Annotated in this window: 16 protein-coding genes; 5 read left to right on the top strand and 11 right to left on the bottom strand. The window is 70.9% G+C overall.

Going from position 1 to position 16,700, the window contains the following annotated elements:
- Window positions 1-36 precede the first annotated feature (36 nt).
- The 3 genes from ACFRFH_RS08945 to ACFRFH_RS08935 are packed head-to-tail and all read right to left on the bottom strand — an operon-like array spanning window position 37 to window position 4,026.
- Window positions 37-942 (bottom strand): universal stress protein, encoded by a 906-nt coding sequence (locus ACFRFH_RS08945; protein ID WP_382462624.1) that lies wholly within the window; start codon window positions 940-942, stop codon window positions 37-39.
- A complete protein-coding gene (locus ACFRFH_RS08940) occupies window positions 939-2,435 on the bottom strand; it encodes an amino acid permease (protein ID WP_382462623.1) in 1,497 nt (498 codons plus the stop codon). The genes ACFRFH_RS08945 and ACFRFH_RS08940 overlap by 4 nt, the downstream gene beginning before the upstream one ends.
- 46 nt (window positions 2,436-2,481) lie before the next feature.
- Window positions 2,482-4,026: an aminotransferase class I/II-fold pyridoxal phosphate-dependent enzyme gene (locus ACFRFH_RS08935; protein ID WP_382462622.1), complete on the bottom strand. Its 1,545-nt coding sequence runs from the start codon at window positions 4,024-4,026 to the stop codon at window positions 2,482-2,484.
- Between the two features lie 101 nt (window positions 4,027-4,127).
- On the opposite strand from ACFRFH_RS08935, the gene ACFRFH_RS08930 reads away from it, so the two are divergent.
- The 3 genes from ACFRFH_RS08930 to ACFRFH_RS08920 all read left to right on the top strand — a co-directional run bounded on the left by ACFRFH_RS08930 (window position 4,128) and on the right by ACFRFH_RS08920 (window position 6,500).
- A complete protein-coding gene (locus ACFRFH_RS08930; RefSeq protein WP_382462621.1) occupies window positions 4,128-5,063 on the top strand; it encodes a LysR family transcriptional regulator in 936 nt (311 codons plus the stop codon).
- 32 nt (window positions 5,064-5,095) lie between these two features.
- Window positions 5,096-5,980: a TolB family protein gene (locus tag ACFRFH_RS08925; protein WP_382462620.1), complete on the top strand. Its 885-nt coding sequence runs from the start codon at window positions 5,096-5,098 to the stop codon at window positions 5,978-5,980.
- Window positions 5,981-6,203: 223 nt separating this feature from the next.
- Window positions 6,204-6,500 (top strand): hypothetical protein, encoded by a 297-nt coding sequence (locus tag ACFRFH_RS08920; RefSeq protein WP_382462619.1) that lies wholly within the window; start codon window positions 6,204-6,206, stop codon window positions 6,498-6,500.
- 76 nt (window positions 6,501-6,576) lie between these two features.
- On the opposite strand, the gene ACFRFH_RS08915 is transcribed toward ACFRFH_RS08920, so the two are convergent.
- The 3 genes from ACFRFH_RS08915 to ACFRFH_RS08905 all read right to left on the bottom strand — a co-directional run bounded on the left by ACFRFH_RS08915 (window position 6,577) and on the right by ACFRFH_RS08905 (window position 8,428).
- Window positions 6,577-7,560 carry an NAD-dependent epimerase/dehydratase family protein gene (locus ACFRFH_RS08915; protein ID WP_382462618.1) on the bottom strand — a complete coding sequence of 328 codons (984 nt, stop codon included), beginning with the start codon at window positions 7,558-7,560 and terminating at the stop codon, window positions 6,577-6,579.
- The gene (locus ACFRFH_RS08910) at window positions 7,557-7,997 is read right to left on the bottom strand and encodes a MerR family transcriptional regulator (RefSeq protein WP_382462617.1); all 441 of its coding nucleotides are present in this window, start codon (window positions 7,995-7,997) and stop codon (window positions 7,557-7,559) included. The genes ACFRFH_RS08915 and ACFRFH_RS08910 overlap by 4 nt, the downstream gene beginning before the upstream one ends.
- 62 nt (window positions 7,998-8,059) lie before the next feature.
- Complete coding sequence (locus tag ACFRFH_RS08905) at window positions 8,060-8,428, bottom strand: VOC family protein (protein ID WP_382462616.1); 369 nt, start codon at window positions 8,426-8,428, stop codon at window positions 8,060-8,062.
- A gap of 61 nt (window positions 8,429-8,489) precedes the next feature.
- On the opposite strand from ACFRFH_RS08905, the gene ACFRFH_RS08900 reads away from it, so the two are divergent.
- Together ACFRFH_RS08900 and ACFRFH_RS08895 are read left to right on the top strand one after the other, a co-directional pair.
- Window positions 8,490-8,951, top strand: coding sequence for a MarR family winged helix-turn-helix transcriptional regulator (locus ACFRFH_RS08900; protein WP_382462615.1), 462 nt, complete (start codon window positions 8,490-8,492; stop codon window positions 8,949-8,951).
- 129 nt (window positions 8,952-9,080) lie between these two features.
- A complete protein-coding gene (locus ACFRFH_RS08895) occupies window positions 9,081-10,115 on the top strand; it encodes an LCP family protein (protein WP_382462614.1) in 1,035 nt (344 codons plus the stop codon).
- Here the strand turns inward: ACFRFH_RS08895 and ACFRFH_RS08890 are convergent, their stop codons facing one another.
- Genes ACFRFH_RS08890 through ACFRFH_RS08870 form a run of 5 tightly spaced genes read right to left on the bottom strand, consistent with a single transcriptional unit; the run spans window position 10,116 to window position 16,635 of the window.
- Window positions 10,116-11,876 carry an alpha-glucosidase gene (locus tag ACFRFH_RS08890; RefSeq protein ID WP_382462613.1) on the bottom strand — a complete coding sequence of 587 codons (1,761 nt, stop codon included), beginning with the start codon at window positions 11,874-11,876 and terminating at the stop codon, window positions 10,116-10,118. It lies immediately after the preceding gene.
- Entirely contained in the window at window positions 11,873-13,474 is a 1,602-nt protein-coding gene (locus tag ACFRFH_RS08885) for a glycoside hydrolase family 66 protein (RefSeq protein WP_382462612.1), read from the bottom strand. The genes ACFRFH_RS08890 and ACFRFH_RS08885 overlap by 4 nt, the downstream gene beginning before the upstream one ends.
- On the bottom strand, window positions 13,471-14,358 hold the full coding sequence (locus ACFRFH_RS08880) for a carbohydrate ABC transporter permease (protein WP_382462611.1): 888 nt from the start codon (window positions 14,356-14,358) through the stop codon (window positions 13,471-13,473). The genes ACFRFH_RS08885 and ACFRFH_RS08880 overlap by 4 nt, the downstream gene beginning before the upstream one ends.
- Window positions 14,355-15,344, bottom strand: a complete 990-nt coding sequence (locus ACFRFH_RS08875; RefSeq protein WP_382462610.1) for a carbohydrate ABC transporter permease — start codon at window positions 15,342-15,344, stop codon at window positions 14,355-14,357. The genes ACFRFH_RS08880 and ACFRFH_RS08875 overlap by 4 nt, the downstream gene beginning before the upstream one ends.
- Before the next feature lie 4 nt (window positions 15,345-15,348).
- Window positions 15,349-16,635 (bottom strand): extracellular solute-binding protein, encoded by a 1,287-nt coding sequence (locus ACFRFH_RS08870; protein WP_382462609.1) that lies wholly within the window; start codon window positions 16,633-16,635, stop codon window positions 15,349-15,351.
- Window positions 16,636-16,700 lie beyond the last annotated feature (65 nt).

The raw sequence follows: 16,700 nt of genomic DNA, 5'->3' as shown, positions 1-16,700 counted from the left end.
TCAGATGGCGCTGCGGGAGGTCAGTCGCGCGGGAGGTCAGCCGCGTTCGGGGCCGGTGACGCCGTGCGGGACGACGATGACCGGAACGGGCGCGTGGCGGACGATCTTGGCCGCGTGCGAGCCGAGGAACACGCGGGCGATCGGGCCGAGCGTGCTCGATCCGACGACAAGCACCTCGTCGGGCTCCCAGCCGACGTCGGCCAGGGCGGACTCCCACGTCTCGCCCCTCCCGACCGCGACGTCGGAGACCGGCGGAGCGTCCGGCAGGTCCGACACCCGGCGCACCAGCGCGGCGGCGTGCCGCTCGATGTCGGCGGCCCAGGTGTCCGCGACGGCCTGCTCGGCGTCGAGCCCGGCGCCCGAGGTGCCCGCATCGCGCGGGACGACGGCGAAGGAGGCGACGCGGAGGTCCGCGCCGACCGACGCGGCCACTCCGGCCGCGCCGAACACGAGACCGGTCGACGCACCCGTGCCGCGGTAGGCGGCGGTCACCCGGCCGACGCGTGCGCCCTCCTCTGTGCGGTACCCGCGGGGCGCGATCGCGACGGGGACAGGCGATGCGTGCAGCAGGGTGTCGCTCGCGGAGCCGAGGCCGATCCGCCCCGCCTGCGCGTCCGTCGCCGAGCCCACGACGATCAGCGAGGCCTCGCGCTGCTCGGCGAGCTCCACGAGGCCGCGGCGGGCCGAGGGAGCCTCGTGGAGGAGGTACTCCGCGGCGACCGAGCCGCCGAGCACGGCCGCGGCGTGGTCGAGGGCGCTGTCCGCGTTGTCCCGGGTGTAGCCGCGCCACTCCGTGTCCGCGCCGCCCGCCGTCGTCGGCCAGGCGGGCGGGACGATCGCGGCCACGATCAGGTCGGAGCCGGAGGATCGGGCGAGCATCGCGGCCAGGTGCAGCGCGGAGGCCGAGCGGTGCGCGGGATCGACGCCGACGACGATGCTCATCGCCGGCCGGCCTTCCTGCGCTCGGCGGCCTCCCGGATCTCGGTCTTGCTGGGCTGCGCGAAGTTGCTCGTGTACGGGGCGTCCGCGCCGGCGACCGGGGTCCCGGTCTGCAGCGTGGAGTGCTTGCGGCCGTAGAACCAGTAGAAGACCAGGAAGGCGGCCGTCCAGATCAGGAACACGATGATCGTGATGAGGCGCAGCTGGGTGATGATCGCGATGCAGCCCGCGATCGACAGGATCGGGATCGTCCAGCCGAGCGGCAGGCGGAAACCGCGCTCCAGCTCCGGCTCCCGCACGCGCAGGATGATGACGCCGAGCGACACGACGAGGAACGCGACGAGCGTGCCGATGCTCGTCATCTCGGCGAGGAAGTCGATCGGGACGACGGCCGCGAGGACGCTCGTGGCGATCATGACGATGACGGTGTTCTTCACCGGCGTCATCGTCCGCGGGTTGACCTTCGCGAACACCTTCGGGATCATCCCGTCGCGCGACATGGCGAACAGGATGCGCGTCTGCCCGTAGATGACGACGAGCGTCACCGAGAAGATGGAGATGATCGCACCGATCGCGACGATGGTCCCCGGCCAGGTGGAGCCGATGATGTTCTGCAGGATCGCGGCGAGCCCGGCGTCCTGGTTCGCGAACTTCTCCGGAGCCTGCGCGCCGAGAGCGGCGAGACTGGTCGCGACGTACAGCACGATGATGATCACCAGCGCGAAGATGATCGCGAGCGGCAGGTTCCGCTTCGGGTTCTTGGCCTCCTCGCCCGCTGTCGACACGGCGTCCAGCCCGACGAACGAGAAGAAGATGATCCCGGCGCCGCCGACGATCCCCGCGAAGCCGGCCGGCGCGAAGTTGTGGAAGTGGTCGCTGTTCCACCCGGTGAAGGCGACGGCGCAGAAGAACAGCACGACGGCGATCTTGATGACCACCATGATGCTGTTGACCATCGTGGACTCGCGCGCCCCGCGCAGGAGCAGCAGCGAGCACAGCACGATGACGATCACCGCGGGGATGTTGACGATGCCGCCCTGCTCCGGCGCCTGGGAGAGCTGCACCGGGAGCTGCCAGCCGAGCAGGTTCTGCAGCAGCTGGTTGACGTACTGGGACCAGCCCACGGCGACGGCCGCGGTGGAGACGCCGTACTCCAGCAGCAGGCAGGCTCCCACCGCCATCGCCGTGCCCTCACCGAGCGTCGCGTAGGCGTACGAGTAGGTGGATCCGGAGGCCGGGACGGCGCCTGCCATCTCGGCGTAGCAGAGCGCGGTCAACCCGGCGACGACGCCGCCGATGACGAACGACCAGATCACCGCGGGACCGGCGACGGGGACCGCCTGGGACAGGATGAAGAAGATTCCGGTGCCGAGCGTCCCGCCGACGCCGATCATGGTCAGCGAGAAGAGGCCGATGCTGCGCCGCAGGTGCGCCTCTCCGGCGCCGGGAGGCGTCGTGGGCTTTCTGCGCAGCAGCTGCTGAGCGATTGTGGGCATATCTACCAGTCTCCTTTGATTGGTGGGGGTTTCCGAAATCCGTCGCTCAGTCCCCGGCGGTCACGCGGAACAGCTCGACGCGGGGGTCGACGGCGCCGCGCACGTACCCGGTCGGGGACGCCGCGACCGCCTGCAGGAACGCGACGGTCTGCTCCGTGATCTCCTCACCGGGGATGAGGTTCGGGATGCCGGGCGGGTACGCGGCGAGGGTGTCGGCGGAGATCCGGCCGACCGCCTCAGCCGCCGGCACGAGCTCGGTTTCGGCGAAGAACGCGTCCCTGGGCAGGATGCGCAGCGCGCCGACCTCGGGCAGAGCCGGGAACTCGTCTGCGCCGCCGGCCGCGCGCTCGGCGCCGGCCTCCGCCGAGTCGGCCGCCGCGGCGAGCGCCTGGTGCGCCCGGGCGAGGTCCGGCGTCTTGCCCGCGCCGATCAGCGCGACGAGGGTGGTCGCCGTCGACATCTCGAAGAAGATCCCGTCGGCGTCGATGAGCCGCTGGCGCAGCCAGTGCCCGCTGACCCCGGTGCCGGACACGTCAATGGCGACGCGCAGCGGGTCGACGGCGACGATGTCGTCGAACGCGCCGAACCCGTCGCTGAGCACGCCGAAGCGCGGGTCGGCGCGCAGCGCGTCGCGGAACCCGTCGGCGACCGCGATCGAGCGGCCGATCAGCTCGGCGCCGGTCGCGAGCGCGTGCCGGGCGATGTCGAGGGAGGCCTGCAGCAGCGCCGACGTGGAGGTGGACGCGGTGATCGACACGGCCCGCTCCACGAGCGGTTCGAGGGCGTCGGCGAACGGTCCGTGGCCGAGATGCAGCATGGCGGACTGGGTGAGGGAGCCGCCGAGTTTGTGGGTGCTGGAGACCACCAGGTCCGCGCCGAGCCGGGCGGGCGACTCGGGGAGGTCGGGGTGGAACCCGAAGTGCGGCCCCCAGGCGCCGTCCACGATGAGCGGGGCGCCGTGCGCGTGCGCCACCCGGGCGAGCCCCGCGACATCCGCGACGGAGCCGAAGTAGCTGGGCGACACGATGTAGACCGCGTCGGCCGGGCGTCCGGCGCCCGCGGCGGCGGTCAGCGCCTCCTCCAGAGAGGCGGGCGAGACGCCGTGCGCGACCCCGTGCCCGGCGTCGAGGGAGGGCAGCACGAACGAGGGCGCCAGCCCCGCCGAGAGCACGCCGTCGCTGAAGCTGGAGTGCGCGCTGCGCTGGGACAGGATGTTCTGGCCGAGCCCCCGCACGGCCAGCGCCGCGATCCGGTTGGCCTGCGAGGCGCCGCCGGTCAGGAACCAGGTGCGGCGCGCGCCCCACGCGTGCGCCGCGAGGTCCAGGGCCCGGCTCAGCGGCGAGTCCTCGCCCAGATCGATGTCGTCCACCAGCATCGGGACGTCGAGCTGCAGCGGCCGCGGCCCGAGGAAGTCGGCGAGCCGTGCGCTGAGGCCGAGCTCGTCGCCGCCGTGCCCCGGGACCATCAGCGGGAGCGGCGACCGGGCGGCGTGGCGCTCCAGCGCGTCCGCGTACGGCGTCTCCCAGTGACGGAGGTCGGCGGTGGGAGGCAGCGGACGCGAGTCGGTCGCAGACGAACGGGTGGGGGCCATTCCTCCATCGTGCGGGTGGCGTCCCGCGGTCGGAATCCCCCGAAGTTCGCCCTACCCACATAGACTGTATGTGACTCATTCACCTCACGACAGGGCTTCCGATGGCGGATCTGCGACAGTTCGAGGCGCTCAGGGCAGTGCACGCCGAGGGCTCCGTCACGGCCGCCGCCCGCCGCCTGGGCTGGGGCCAGCCGACCGTCGACTACCACCTCAAGAACCTCGAACGCCTGGTCGGCACGCCCGTGCTCGTTCGTTCGCCGCGCGGGAGCAGGCTGACCCCGGTCGGCATGCTCCTCCTCGAACGCGCACAAGAGATCCTGACGCTCAGCGAGCGGGCCATTGCGGACGCGCGCGAGTTCAGCGAGCTGGGACGGGTGCGACTGCGGTTCGGGACCTTCGCGACGGCGGCGGCGAGCATCCTCCCGTTCGTCGCGAACAGCGTCGGCGACCTCGGGATCGAGATCGATGCCACCTTCGAGGAGGTCCCCACGCTCGTCGACCGGATCAACCGCGGCGCGCTCGACGCCGCGCTCGTCTACACGGTGCCCGGGTACGAGCTGCCGTTCCGCCCGAACGTGGTGACGATGGAGGTGTACCGCGACCCTCTGATGCTGGCGCTGCCCGTCGGCCACCCGCTCGCGTCGCGCCCGTCGGTCGACCTCGCCGCCGTGCTCTCGCTCCGCGGCGAGCGCTGGGTCTTCGCCACCTCCGCGGAGGACGCGATGGACCGCGTCGTGGCGGACGCGTTCGCGGCCGAGGGGCACGTCCTGGACGTGGCGATCCGGACCGACGACTTCCAGGTCCTCCTCGGCATGACCGCCGCCCGGATGGTGGTCGGGATCATCCCCGGCCTGGCGACGGCCGCCGCGCACCCCGGCATCGTCCTGCTCCCGATCCACGACCCGTCGTTCGTCCGCTCGATCCTCGTCGCGACGCCCGCGGAGGACGCCAGCCGCCCCTCCCCCGCCGTCCGCCACCTCGTCGCCGCGGTGCGGGACGGCTTCGCCGCCCTGCGGGCGAGCGGCGGGGCGCAGTGAACACGCGACCAGAACCCCCGCAGGAGCCCACCATGACCTACCGCACCCTCGAGCCGGGCCAGACCGCGCGGGTCCACCTCCACGACACCCGCACCGGGGAGGACGTCGTCATCCACGAGAGCGACGACGTGCTCTACGAGGCGCCCAACTGGTCGCTCGACGGCACGCGCCTGCTGCTGAACGGCAACGGCGTGCTCTGGTCGCTCGCGCCCGAGGCCGGCGCGCGGCCGCAGGAGATCGTCCATCCGGGGCTCCCTGCACTCAACAACGACCATGTCCTCGACCCCTCCGGCGAGGCGATCTACGTCTCGGCGATGGACCGGCACATCTACCGGGTGCCTCTCTCGGGTGGTGCGGCCGAGCGGGTCACCTCCGACGAGGGCGTCTGGCACTTCCTGCACGGGGTGTCCCCGGACGGCGAGCGCCTCGCCTACGTCCGCATCACGACGTTCGACGAGCCGGGACGGCTGGCGGTGATGCCCGCCACCGGAGGCGAGACCACGGTGCTGGACACCGGCGCGGGCCACATCGACGGACCCGAGTGGTCGCCCGACGGCGAGTGGATCTACCTCAACAGCGAGCACTGGGCCGCCCGCCCCGGCCACGCGCAGCTCGCCCGCATCCGCGAGACCGGCGGCGGGCTGGAGCGGCTGGTGGTGAGCGACACCGTCGACTGGTTCCCGCACCTGTCGCCCGACGGGACCCGCGCCGTCTACATAGAGTTCCCTCCCGGCACCGAGGGCCACCCCGCGGACCTCGACGTCACTCTCGTCGTGGTCGACACGGCGGACTGGCAGGCGCCGCTGGAGCGCATCCCGCTGCCCGGCGGTCAGGGCACCATCAACGTCAACAGCTGGTCGCCGGACTCGCGGCGGTTCGCGTACGTGTCGTATCCGTCCGCGCCCGCCCTCCGCTGACCCCCCTCCCGCAGCTAACGGAGGAGATCCGCCCCGACACGCCCGCCCACCTCCTCCGCAGGCCGCTTCCCGCCGGCGTGTCGCCGCGGATGTCCTCCGTTAGCGACGCCACCTGCGAACCCGTTCAACCTCCTCCGCAGCCGTTGCGACCCCGATGGTCGCGGGCGACCATGTATGTCGGCGCGGCCGGACGGCCCGCCACAAAACGCACGGAAGGCGCACGATGACGAAATTCCTGGTCACCTACCACGGCTCCGGCCACCCGGACCCTGCCGAGATGGAGCAGGCCCGCAGCGCGTTCATGGCCTGGCTCACCGAGCAGGGCCCCACGGTCGTCGACCCGGGTGCGCCCCTGAACCTGGCCGGCCAGGTCGCGTCCGGTGAGCCGGCGCCCGTCGCCGACATCGCCGGCTACTCGATCATCGAGGCCGTCGACGCGGACGCCGCGGCGGCCATCCTCGCCTCCCACCCGTTCGTCGCGCGCGGCGGGACGCTGCAGGTCAGCCAGGCGCTGGCCTGAGGATGACGAAGAACGCCCCGCCCGGACTCAGGTTCGGGCGGGGCGTTCGTGTGTCTGTCAGACGACCGGGACGCGCCTAGCCGCGCGTGGCCGCCAGCATCCCCAACTCCCCCAGACTCTCCGCCGTCGCCACGATGGTCTCCACTGCCGGCCGCGGCCGCAGCCCGAGCTCGGCCTTCGCCCGCTCGTTGTGGATGACGAGCGGCGCGGGCTCGTCGCCCGGCAGCTCCTCCGTCGGCACCAGGCGCGCCCGGTCGCCGAGCTCGGCGCGCAGGACGTTCGCCACGTCGAGGAACGTCATCGTCGGCCCGTCCGCGAGCACCAGGTAACGCTTCCCCGCGGCGGAGGCCGTCGTCATCGCCGCGATGTGGGCGGTCGACACGTCGCGCACGTCCGCGATGCCGAAGCTCTGGCGCGGGACCGCCGTCATCGCGCCGCTGAGCATCCCCACGAAGAGCTGGAGGGAGGATCGCGCCGCGGCCGTCAGCGTCGGGCCGGCGATCCAAGTCGGGTTGACCACGACCAGCTCGGTGTCGCCGCCCTCCCGCTCGATGAAGTCCCACGCGGCGCGCTCGGCGACCGCCTTGGACAACGGGTACGCGGGTAGGCCGGGCGTCTCGGGGTCGGTCCAGTCGGACTCGTCGTAGTCGCGGACCGGCTTCGGCGAGTAGCCGACCGCCGCGAACGACGAGGTGAGCACCACGCGCCTCGCGCCGGCGGAGCGGGCGGCGCGAAGCACGCGCAGCGACCCGTCGCGTGCCGGGACGACCACCTCCGCCGGGTCCGCCGTCTGGATCATCGGCGAGGCGACGTGGTAGACGTCCTCGATCCCGGCGAGTGCGGCCTCCCAGCCGTCGTCGTCGGTGAGCGAGGCGGCCGCGAAGGTGAGCCCGCTGTCGTCGGCGCCTGCGCGTCGAACGGCCGCGCGGACCTCATCTCTTCGGTCGAGGGATCGGACGGTCGCGCGCACGTCGGTCCCGGAGGCGAGGAGGTCGGCAATGAGGCGCGTGGCGAGGTAGCCATTGCCTCCGGTGACCAGAGTGGTGGGGGTGGTGTTCATCGGAATGTCTCCTCGAGTCGGGGAAGGATGGCCTCCAGTTCGAGCTGCGCCTCGGCCTCGCCCGCGACGTCCGCACGCGCGCGGGCGTCCCACAGCGCGGCCTTCGTCCGCAGGTAGTCGAGGTGGGTGCGCAGCGTAACGATCTGCTCCTGAACGCGCACCGCGTGCCGCAGCAGGATGTCGCGCTGCTCGCCCGCGGCATCGTGCCCGCGGAGGCGGTTCGCCTGATACGTTCGCATGTCCTCGATCCCGACGCCCATCGCCCGCAGGCAGGCGAGCACCTGCGCCGTGTCGAGGTCGCCCTCGCTGTAGCGCCGGTGACCGCTGCTGACATCACGGGCGATCGGGCCGAGGAGGCCGACCTCCTCGTAGTACCGCAGGGTGGGCTCGCTGAGTCCGCTCTGCCGGGACACGTCCTGGATGCTCAAACTGGTCATGTCCCCATCAGAACAGACCTCAAGCGCTTGAAGTCAAGCGCGGGTTTCGAAGGCCCGGGTCCTCAGGCCCGGTCGTGGAGGGTGATGTGGTACCCGTCCGGGTCGGCGAAGGTGAAGGTCCGGCCGAACGGGCCGTCGATCGGGGCGGAGACGATGGTCCGCCCATCGGCGGCCAGCGCGTCGTGGATGGCCTGGACGTCCGTGGCGCGGAGCCAGAGCGCGACGCCGAGACCGGGCCTTGCGACCGAGTCGAGGTCGGTGCCGGGGACGAGGTCGCGGAGGGCGAACGCGATCGGCTCGGTCGCGAAGACGACGGCGTGCGGAGGGCCGGCGGGTGAGCGAACGAGGCCGAGGTACCGCTCGTAGAACGCCTGCGAGGCGTCGAGGTCGCGCACCTGGAGGGAGATGAAATCGGGGCCGATGGCGGACATGTGGAACTCCTCTCGTGTGTCAGTTTTCTGACACAACGGGAGCCTATGTCAGACTACTGACATGAGCGGCCCCGACGACGGAATCCACCTCGAGACATCCCTCGGCTACCTGCTCAAGGAGGCCTCCAGCGCCCTCCGCGCGGCGATGGAGGACGTCCTCCGCCCGCTCGGGATGACGGTCACCCACTACTCCTGCCTCGAACTCCTGGCCCAGCGCCCCGGCCTGTCGAACTCCGAGCTCGCCCGCGGCGCCTTCGTGACCCGGCAGACGATGAACGTGCTCCTCCAGGCGCTGGAGCGCGACGGCTTCGTCACCCGCCCCGCCGAGGCGCCGATCGGCAAGATTCTGCCCGCGCGGCTCACGGCGCGCGGCCGGCGCAGCCTGGCGACAGCGAGCGCGGCGGTGCGTTCGGTGGAGGTCAGGATGCTGGCCGGGATGACGCCGGCCGAGCAGTCCACCGCGTTCGCGAGCCTGCAGAGCATGGTGCGGGCGCTGCGCGACGGCGGCTCCGCAACGATCTGAGCACAGTCTCAGATTGTGTCCTCGTAAATGAGGACAGACTGCTTATACTGTCCCCATTAACAGAGATGAGTAACTCTCATTTAATCTCTGGTGCCGGACCCGACCCCCGGCACGAGGGGGGCGAGCCGGATGGCCATCCACACCGTACACATCCACCCGCGCGGTCACATCGGGCGGTGGGGCCGCCTCCTGATCGTGCTCGCGATGGTCGTCCTGGTGGCGATCGGCGCGGCGTTCAGCGCGGCAGCGCTCTACGCCGGCAGCGTCGCCAACACCTTCGACTCCCATGTGACGCGCCTCCCCAACGCGCTCCCGACCGCCGTGCCGACGCCCGCCGCCACCACGCCGCCCGCCGCGCCCGGCGCGATGAACATCCTGCTGCTCGGCTCCGACTCCCGCGGCGCACCCACCGCGGTCGGTCCCACTGCGCTCTCCGATCAGCGCTCCGACACGATGATGCTCGTGCACATCGACGCGGACCGGCGCGACGTCTACGTCATGTCGATCATGCGGGACCTCTGGGTGCCCATCCCCGGCAACGGCACCGCCAAGATCAACGCGGCCCTGGCCTGGGGCGGCACGCCGCTGACCGTGGAGACGGTGGAGCAGCTCCTCGGCGTGCGGATCGACCACGTCGTGATCCTCGACTTCGCCGGGCTGAAGGACATCACGAACGCCATCGGCGGCGTGGACGTCGACAGCCCGCTCGCCTTCACCACCGTGAAGGCGCCGCACTACCACTTCGTCCAGGGGATCAACCATCTCAACGGGGACCAGGCGCTCGCGTTCGCTCGGGAGCGGTACGCGTTCCCCACGGCCGACTACCAGCGGGTCACGGACCAGCAGGCGCTCCTGCGCGGCTTCGCCACGACCCTCATCCAGCGCTCGGTGCTGACCAACCCGGGCGCCATGCTGGCGTTCGCCAAGGCGGCCGGCTCCGCGGTCAGCGTGGACGCGCAGTTCGACCTCCCGAGCATGCTGTCGCTCACGGCGAGCCTGCGTCTCTCGGGAGCCGGGAGCATCCACACCTTCACGCTCCCGACCGCCGGCACCGGGACCTCCGCGGACGGGCAGTCGATCGTGCTCGAGGACCCGGCCGCGGTCGCCCGGGTGCGCACGGCGCTCGCCACGGACACCCTCGGTCAGGTGGATGGTGGGCACTAGTCAGTCAACGACCTTCCGCACGAACACCTGCGCCTCCCACGGCTCGCACCACCCGTCCACCCGCGGCAACCGCCCCTCGAGGTTGCCGAGCACCGGCTCCGCGTCGCGCCAGTCCACGGCGTCCGGGAGGTCGTACTCTGCCCGCTCGCCGGACAGGTTCGCGATCACGAGCAGCTGCCGGTCGCCGAGCGTGCGCGTGTAGGCGAACACGGTGGGATGCTCCGCCAGCACGAGCTCGAAGCTGCCGTGCGAGACGACCCGCTCGCTGTGGCGCAGTGCGATGAGCGCGCGGTAGTGAGCGAAGACCGACCGGGGATCATCGCGCTGGGCCTCAGCGTTGATCCGTGCGGCGTTCGGGTTGACCGCGATCCACGGCGTCCCGGAGGTGAACCCGGCCGCCGGCCCGTCCGACCACTGGACGGGCGTGCGTGCGTTGTCGCGGCTCATCACGCGCAGCGCGGCGAGCACGGTCTCCGGCGCCTGGCCCTGCACCGCGACCGCCACCGCGTAGTGGTTGAGCGACTCGATGTCGCGGAACTCGGCGATGTCGGCGAACGGCATGTTCGTCATGCCGAGCTCCTCGCCCTGGTAGATGTACGGCGTGCCGCGCATCAGGTGCAGCACCGTGGCGAGCGCCGTCGCCGACTCCCGCCATGCGCCGGCGTCGTCGCCGAACCGGCTGACGACGCGCGGCTGGTCGTGGTTGTTCCAGTACAGGCTGTTCCAGCCGGTCTCCGCGAGGCCCTCCTGCCAGCGGCCGAGCGACGCCTTCAGGTCCCGCGGGGTGGCAGCGCCCGGGTCGAACTTGCCTCCGGGCCCGTGGTCCAGCCCGACGTGCTCGAACTGGAACACCATGTCGACCTCGCGCCGCGCCGGGTCGGTGAACAGCCGGGCGTGCTCGACCGTCACCCCGGGCATCTCGCCGACGGTGAGGAAGTCGCCGGTGCGGCTCGCGAACACCCGCTCGTTCATCTCCTGGAGGAACTCGTGGATGCGCGGCCCCTGCGCGTAGTACGGGAACCCGTCGCCGTGGATCGCCCCGGCCGGCACCTCGCCGTCGGGGAGTCCCGGCACCTTCGAGATCAGGTTGATGACGTCCATCCGGAAGCCGTCGACTCCGCGGTCCAGCCACCAGTTCATCATGTCGTAGACGGCCTCGCGGACCTCCGGGTTCTCCCAGTTGAGGTCGGGCTGCTTGCGCGAGAAGAGGTGGAGGTAGTACTCCCCCGACGCCTCGTCGAACTGCCAGGCAGGGCCGGAGAAGAAGGACCCCCAGTTGTTCGGCTCTGCGCCTGGGGCACCGGCGGCGAAACCGGCCTTCGGCTTCCGCCACCAGTACCAGTCGCGCTTCGGGCTGTCGACGGACGACGCGGACTCCACGAACCACGGGTGCTCGTCCGACGTGTGGTTGACCACCAGGTCCATCACCAGCTTCATGCCGCGCATGTGGATGTCCGCGAGCAGCTCGTCGAAGTCCTCCAGGGTCCCGTAGGCCGGGTCGATCCGCTGGTAGTCGCTGATGTCATAGCCGTTGTCGTCCTGCGGGGAGGCGTAGACGGGCGACAACCAGATGACGTCGACCCCGAGCAGCTGCAGGTGGTCGAGGTGCTGGATGATCCCGCGGAGGTCGCCGACGCCGTCGCCGTCGCTGTCCGCGAAGCTGCGCGGGTAGACCTGGTAGACGACGGCGGAACGCCACCACTGGTCGTCGGCCGCCGGCGCACCGGCGTGGCCGGCGGGGTTCAGGGTCAGGTCGGTCATGGTGCTCCATCCGGTTCGAGTTCAACGAGCACGACCTGCCAGGCGCCGGGAGGCGGCAGGACGACCGTCGCGTGCGTCCCGTCCGCGTGGACGGGGAGGTCGGTCAGCCGCGGCGACCCGTCGGGGTCCGCCACGCGGACGCGCGGTGTGGCGCCGGCGATCGCACGCAGGCGCAGCGTCCCCGGCCCGACGTCCCCGACGGCGTCCTTGGGCGCGTCCCAGAGCGCGTCCGGCTGACCGGCCAGGTTGATGAGGTGGACGACCAGGCCGCGCTTCGTCTGCACCACCCGGCGCCAGACCGCTCCGGCCACGGGCTCGCCGGTGACCTCGGCCTCGGCGTAGGTGACGTCGAGGTCGTCGTTGTACCTCCCCGCGTACGAACCGGTGACGTCCACGATCGCGGGATCGAACAGCAGCTCGTCGTGCTCGACCATGAAGTCGTACCAGCGCCGCAGGAGGTCGGCCGTGGAGTCCTCGACGACGTGGTTGCGCACATAGTACGGGTCCACCAGGATGCGGTCGGCCTCCCCCGCGAGGAGCTGGGTGGCCCCGTGCGAGAACAGCGTCGCCATCGTGAAGGCGGTGGCCCGGTCGGCCGCGACGGCAGGCGCCGAGTCGTAGACGTGCTGATACGCCGCGATGGCGATGGGCTTGTCCCCGCCGGCCGCGCGGGCCCTGATGACGACGGACGCGAGCGAGCCGAGCGTCAGGTGCGGGTCCCAGACCTCGATGTAGACGGCGTCCTGCGGGCTCGCCGCGGTCGTCCAGGTCGGGAAGTCGTTGACGTTGTTGAAGACCAGGTGGGCGTCCGGGAGGGCGTCCCGCACCCCGTTGATCAGCGTGTCGAATGACCGCGCGACCTCCACCGCGCGGCCGTCGGCGCGTCGCGCGTGCTTCGGGTAGCCGTACTGGTCGAGGTGGAACCCGTCGAAGCCGACCGTCCGGGCGGCGGCGGCGAGCTCGTCGCGGAAGTGCGACAGCCACGGCACGGCGGCTGGGTCCACGATGAAGAGGAAGTCGCCCAGCGCATACGGCTCCCCGGCCGCGTCGAGGAGGGCCCACTGCTTCCAGCCGTCCCACTCACGCGGACCGACCGCGTACACGGCCGCGTACCCGAGCGCGCGCGCTCCGGCCGCGCGGACGCCGTCGGCCAGTCGCCGCACCGTCGCCAGCGACACCGGCTGGCCCAGCGCATCCTCGTAGTCCTCCCCGCCGCCCAGAAGGTCGGCGTGGCGGTAGGCCCAGTCGTAGAACTGCACATCGGTGAGGTGGAGGCGGCGCACGGTGTCGACCAGTCCCTGCCGGTCGCGGTCGGGCGTGTAGTCGACGGTGAAGCCGTATCGCAGGCGCGTCGTGTCGGCTCCGGCGACCTGGACGGCCGTGCGGAGGAGGACGGTCCCGTCCGTCCACTCGACGCCGTAGCCTCCGGGCACCGGAGTTCCGAGCGAGACGAACCCGGGGCCGTCCGTCGCCCACACACCCTGCTTCTCACCGAGACGCCAGAGCGTGAGCTCCCCGGCGCCGGTCACGCCGCGCACCTCGACCCGGACCTCGTCGCCCGCGCCGAACCAGGCGCGCTCGGGCAGCAGCTCGCTCATCCCTTCACCGCCCCGGAGGTCAGGCCCTGCACGAAGTACCGCTGGAAGACCAGGAACACCACGATCACGGGCACCACGGCGATCACCGACGCCGCGAAGACCAGGCCCCACTGCGTGGCGTTCTCGCCTTGGAACAGCCGGATCGCGATCGGGACGGTACGGTTCTGCGGGCTGTTGATGATCGTCAGCGCCCACGCGAACTCGTCCCAGCAGGACAGGAACGTGAAGATCGTCGCCGTCGCGAGCGCCGGCTTGGCCAGCGGCAGGGCCAGGCGCCAGTAGCGGGTCCACGCGTTCGCCCCGTCAACCTGCATCGCCTGGTCGAGCTCGGCGGGGATGGACGCGAAGAAGCCGCGCAGCAGAAAGGTGTTGAGCGCGAGCGAGCCCGCCACGTAGAAAACGATCAGGCCGCCGAGCGAGTCGATCAGCCCGAGGTACTTGGCGATGACGAACTGCGGGATGATCAGCATCATCGCCGGCACGACCAGCCCGATCAGCAGGATGCGGAACATCGTCTCGCGCCCGGCGAACCGGTACCGCGCGAACCCGTACGCCATCATCGAGCTGATCAGCACCGACAGCGCGGTGGAGACGACCGCGACGACCGTCGAGTTGAGGAAGTACAGCCCGAAGTCCTGCGTGGTCAGCGCCTGCGTGTAGTTCTCGGTCGTCGCCGGGTTCGGGATGAACTGCGGCGGCACGGTCAGCACGTATGCCTGGCCCTTGAAGCTGGTGGACAGCATATAGAGGAACGGCGTCACCATGATGGCCGCGCCGACGACGAGGACGGCGATCCGTACGCCGGCGCCCAGCCTCCGCCGCGTCCGAAACCGGGGCCGGGCGATGCGCCGACCGATGCGCCGGCCGTTCGAGACGGCGGTCATGAGAGCTCCTCTCCGCGGTCGCGGAAGACGCGCAGCTGAATGACGGCGAGCACGAAGACGATCACGGCGAGGATCACGGCGAGCGCCGAGCCGTAGCCGAAGTCGAGGTTCGCGAACGCCTGGTCGTACATGTAGGTGAGGACGACGTCGGTCTGGCCGCCCGGCCCGCCCCCGGTCATGAGCAGCACCGAGGTGAAGACGTTGAAGCCGCCGATCACGAGCATCACCGTGACGAAGACCACAGAGGGCCAGATCGCCGGGAGGGTGACGACGCGGAAGCGCTGCCAGCGGCCGGCGCCGTCCATCGTCGCCGCCTCCTCCAGCGCCTGCGGCACCCCCTGCAGCGCGGCGAGGAAGATCATCATCGCCCAGCCGACGCCCTTCCAGACGCCGAGTGCGCAGATCGCGACGAGCGCGGTCCAGCGGCCGGAGAGCCAGGACACGTCGGAGTTCATCAGGTGCAGGAAGTCGTGCAGCGTGAAGTTGACGAGGCCGCCGTCCGCGAAGAGGAACTTGAACAGCAGGGAGACGACCACCCAGCTCGTGACGACCGGCAAATAGAACAGCACGCGGAACACCGGCTGCGTCGGGCTCCTCCGCTTCAGGAGGACGGCGATGAACAGCCCGAGCACGATCTGCGGCGGCACGGTGAAGAGCATGTAGATGCCGCTGTTGGTGAGGCTCAGCCAGAAGTGCGGGTCCTGGAACGCGCGCGCGTAGTTGTCCAGGCCGAGGAACTGGCTGACCGCGCCGGGGATGATCTTCCAGTCGAAGAAGCTCATCTGCACGGCCTGGAAGATCGGCAGCAGGATCAGCACCGCGAAGAGGATGAAGCCGGGAGCGATGAAGAGGTACGGGGTCGCTCCCCCGCTGAGCCGGCCGGACCTCCGCCGTCCCTGCTGCGGGCGCTGTGCCGCTGACGAGCGCCGCGGCGCGGTGGGGGCGACCCCCACCGCGCGCGCGGTCCGTTCTGTCGTGGTGCTCACCGGTTCACTTTCCGGTCAGCAGCGGGTCGATCTGCTGGGCAGCCGTGGCGAGCGCGTCCTTGACGCTGGTGGTGCCGGTGAAGGCCGGGACCAGCGCCGCGTTCAGGATGCCGTCGACCTTGTCGCCCTGCGGGATGGCGAGCCGCGACTTCGCCGTCTTGAGCTGGTCGGCGAAGGTCGTGAAGTACGGGTCGATCGCGGCCTGCTTGGAGGCGAACGCCGGGACCACCGTCATCTGCCCGGTCTTGGCCATCTCGATCTGGAACTTCTCGGACTGGGTGAAGCGGATGAACTTCTCCGCCGCCGCCTGGTTCTTCGAGGTGGCCGTGAGCACGATGTCCTCGCCGCCCACGACGCTCGTGGAGGCGCCGTCCCCCTTGGGCATCGGCGCGTAGATCGGCTGGAAGTCCTTGTACTGCCCGGCCCAGATCGCCTTCATCCACGGCCCGTCGAGGATGGTCGCGTACTTGCCGGTCGGCAGGCCGTCGGACGTGGAGGTCGCGCCCTGGTTGCCCGTGATCAGGTTCGGGATCTGGCCCTCCTTGTAGAGGTCGACCAGCATCTGCACCGCGGCGACGGACTTGGAGCCGTCGAGGTACCCGCTCGCCTTGGTCAGGCTCCCGTTGGTGATCTCGCCGCCGTTCGACCAGATCCACGGGAAGAGATTCCACCCGCCGAGGCCGCCGTCGGCGAAGACGGAGACGCCGGTGCCCTTGAGCTTGGCCGCCATCTGCTTGAGGTCGTCGAAAGTCTTCGGAGGCGTGCTCATGCCCGCGGCGTCGAGCGCCTTCTGCGAGGTGATGAGCACCCGGGTGTTGGTGTCCAGCGGAAGGCCGTAGTACTTGCCCTTGTACTTGTTCGTCGTCAGCGTCCCCGGGTAGACCGCCTTGGAGAGCGCGCCGAAGTCGGACATCGACGTGGACAGCGGGGTGAGGACGCCGAGCTGGGCGAGCTGCGGCACCCAGCCGATGTCGGAGCGGACGAGGTCGGGGAGGGTGCCGCCCGCGGCGCTGGTGGTCAGCTTCTGGTGCAGGCTGTCGTAGGGGATGTCGACGTAGTTGACCGTGATGCCCGGGTTGGCCTTCTCGAAGGCGGGGATGAGGGTCTTGTTCAGCGCGTCCTGCTGGGCCGAGTTGCCGCCGTTGCCGTAGGAGCCCCAGAACGTCAGGGTGACCGGGTGGCTGGACGAGCCGTCGGAGGAGCCGGCCGAGGTGGCGGAGCATCCACTGGCGACCAGTGCGATGGATGCCGCGAGCGCCGCCGTCGCGGCCAGTGCGGTGGAACGCTTCATTGCAGTTCTCCTGTCGGAAGGGGGCGCTCGGTGCGGGCCCCACGGTGTGGAGTTATTTCTATGAC

Origin of the sequence: Leifsonia sp. NPDC056824 (assembly GCF_042789575.1) — a bacterium.
Taxonomy (GTDB): domain Bacteria; phylum Actinomycetota; class Actinomycetes; order Actinomycetales; family Microbacteriaceae; genus Leifsonia.
Note: the sequence above shows the minus strand (reverse complement) of the source record. Positions and strands in the feature narration are given on the sequence as shown.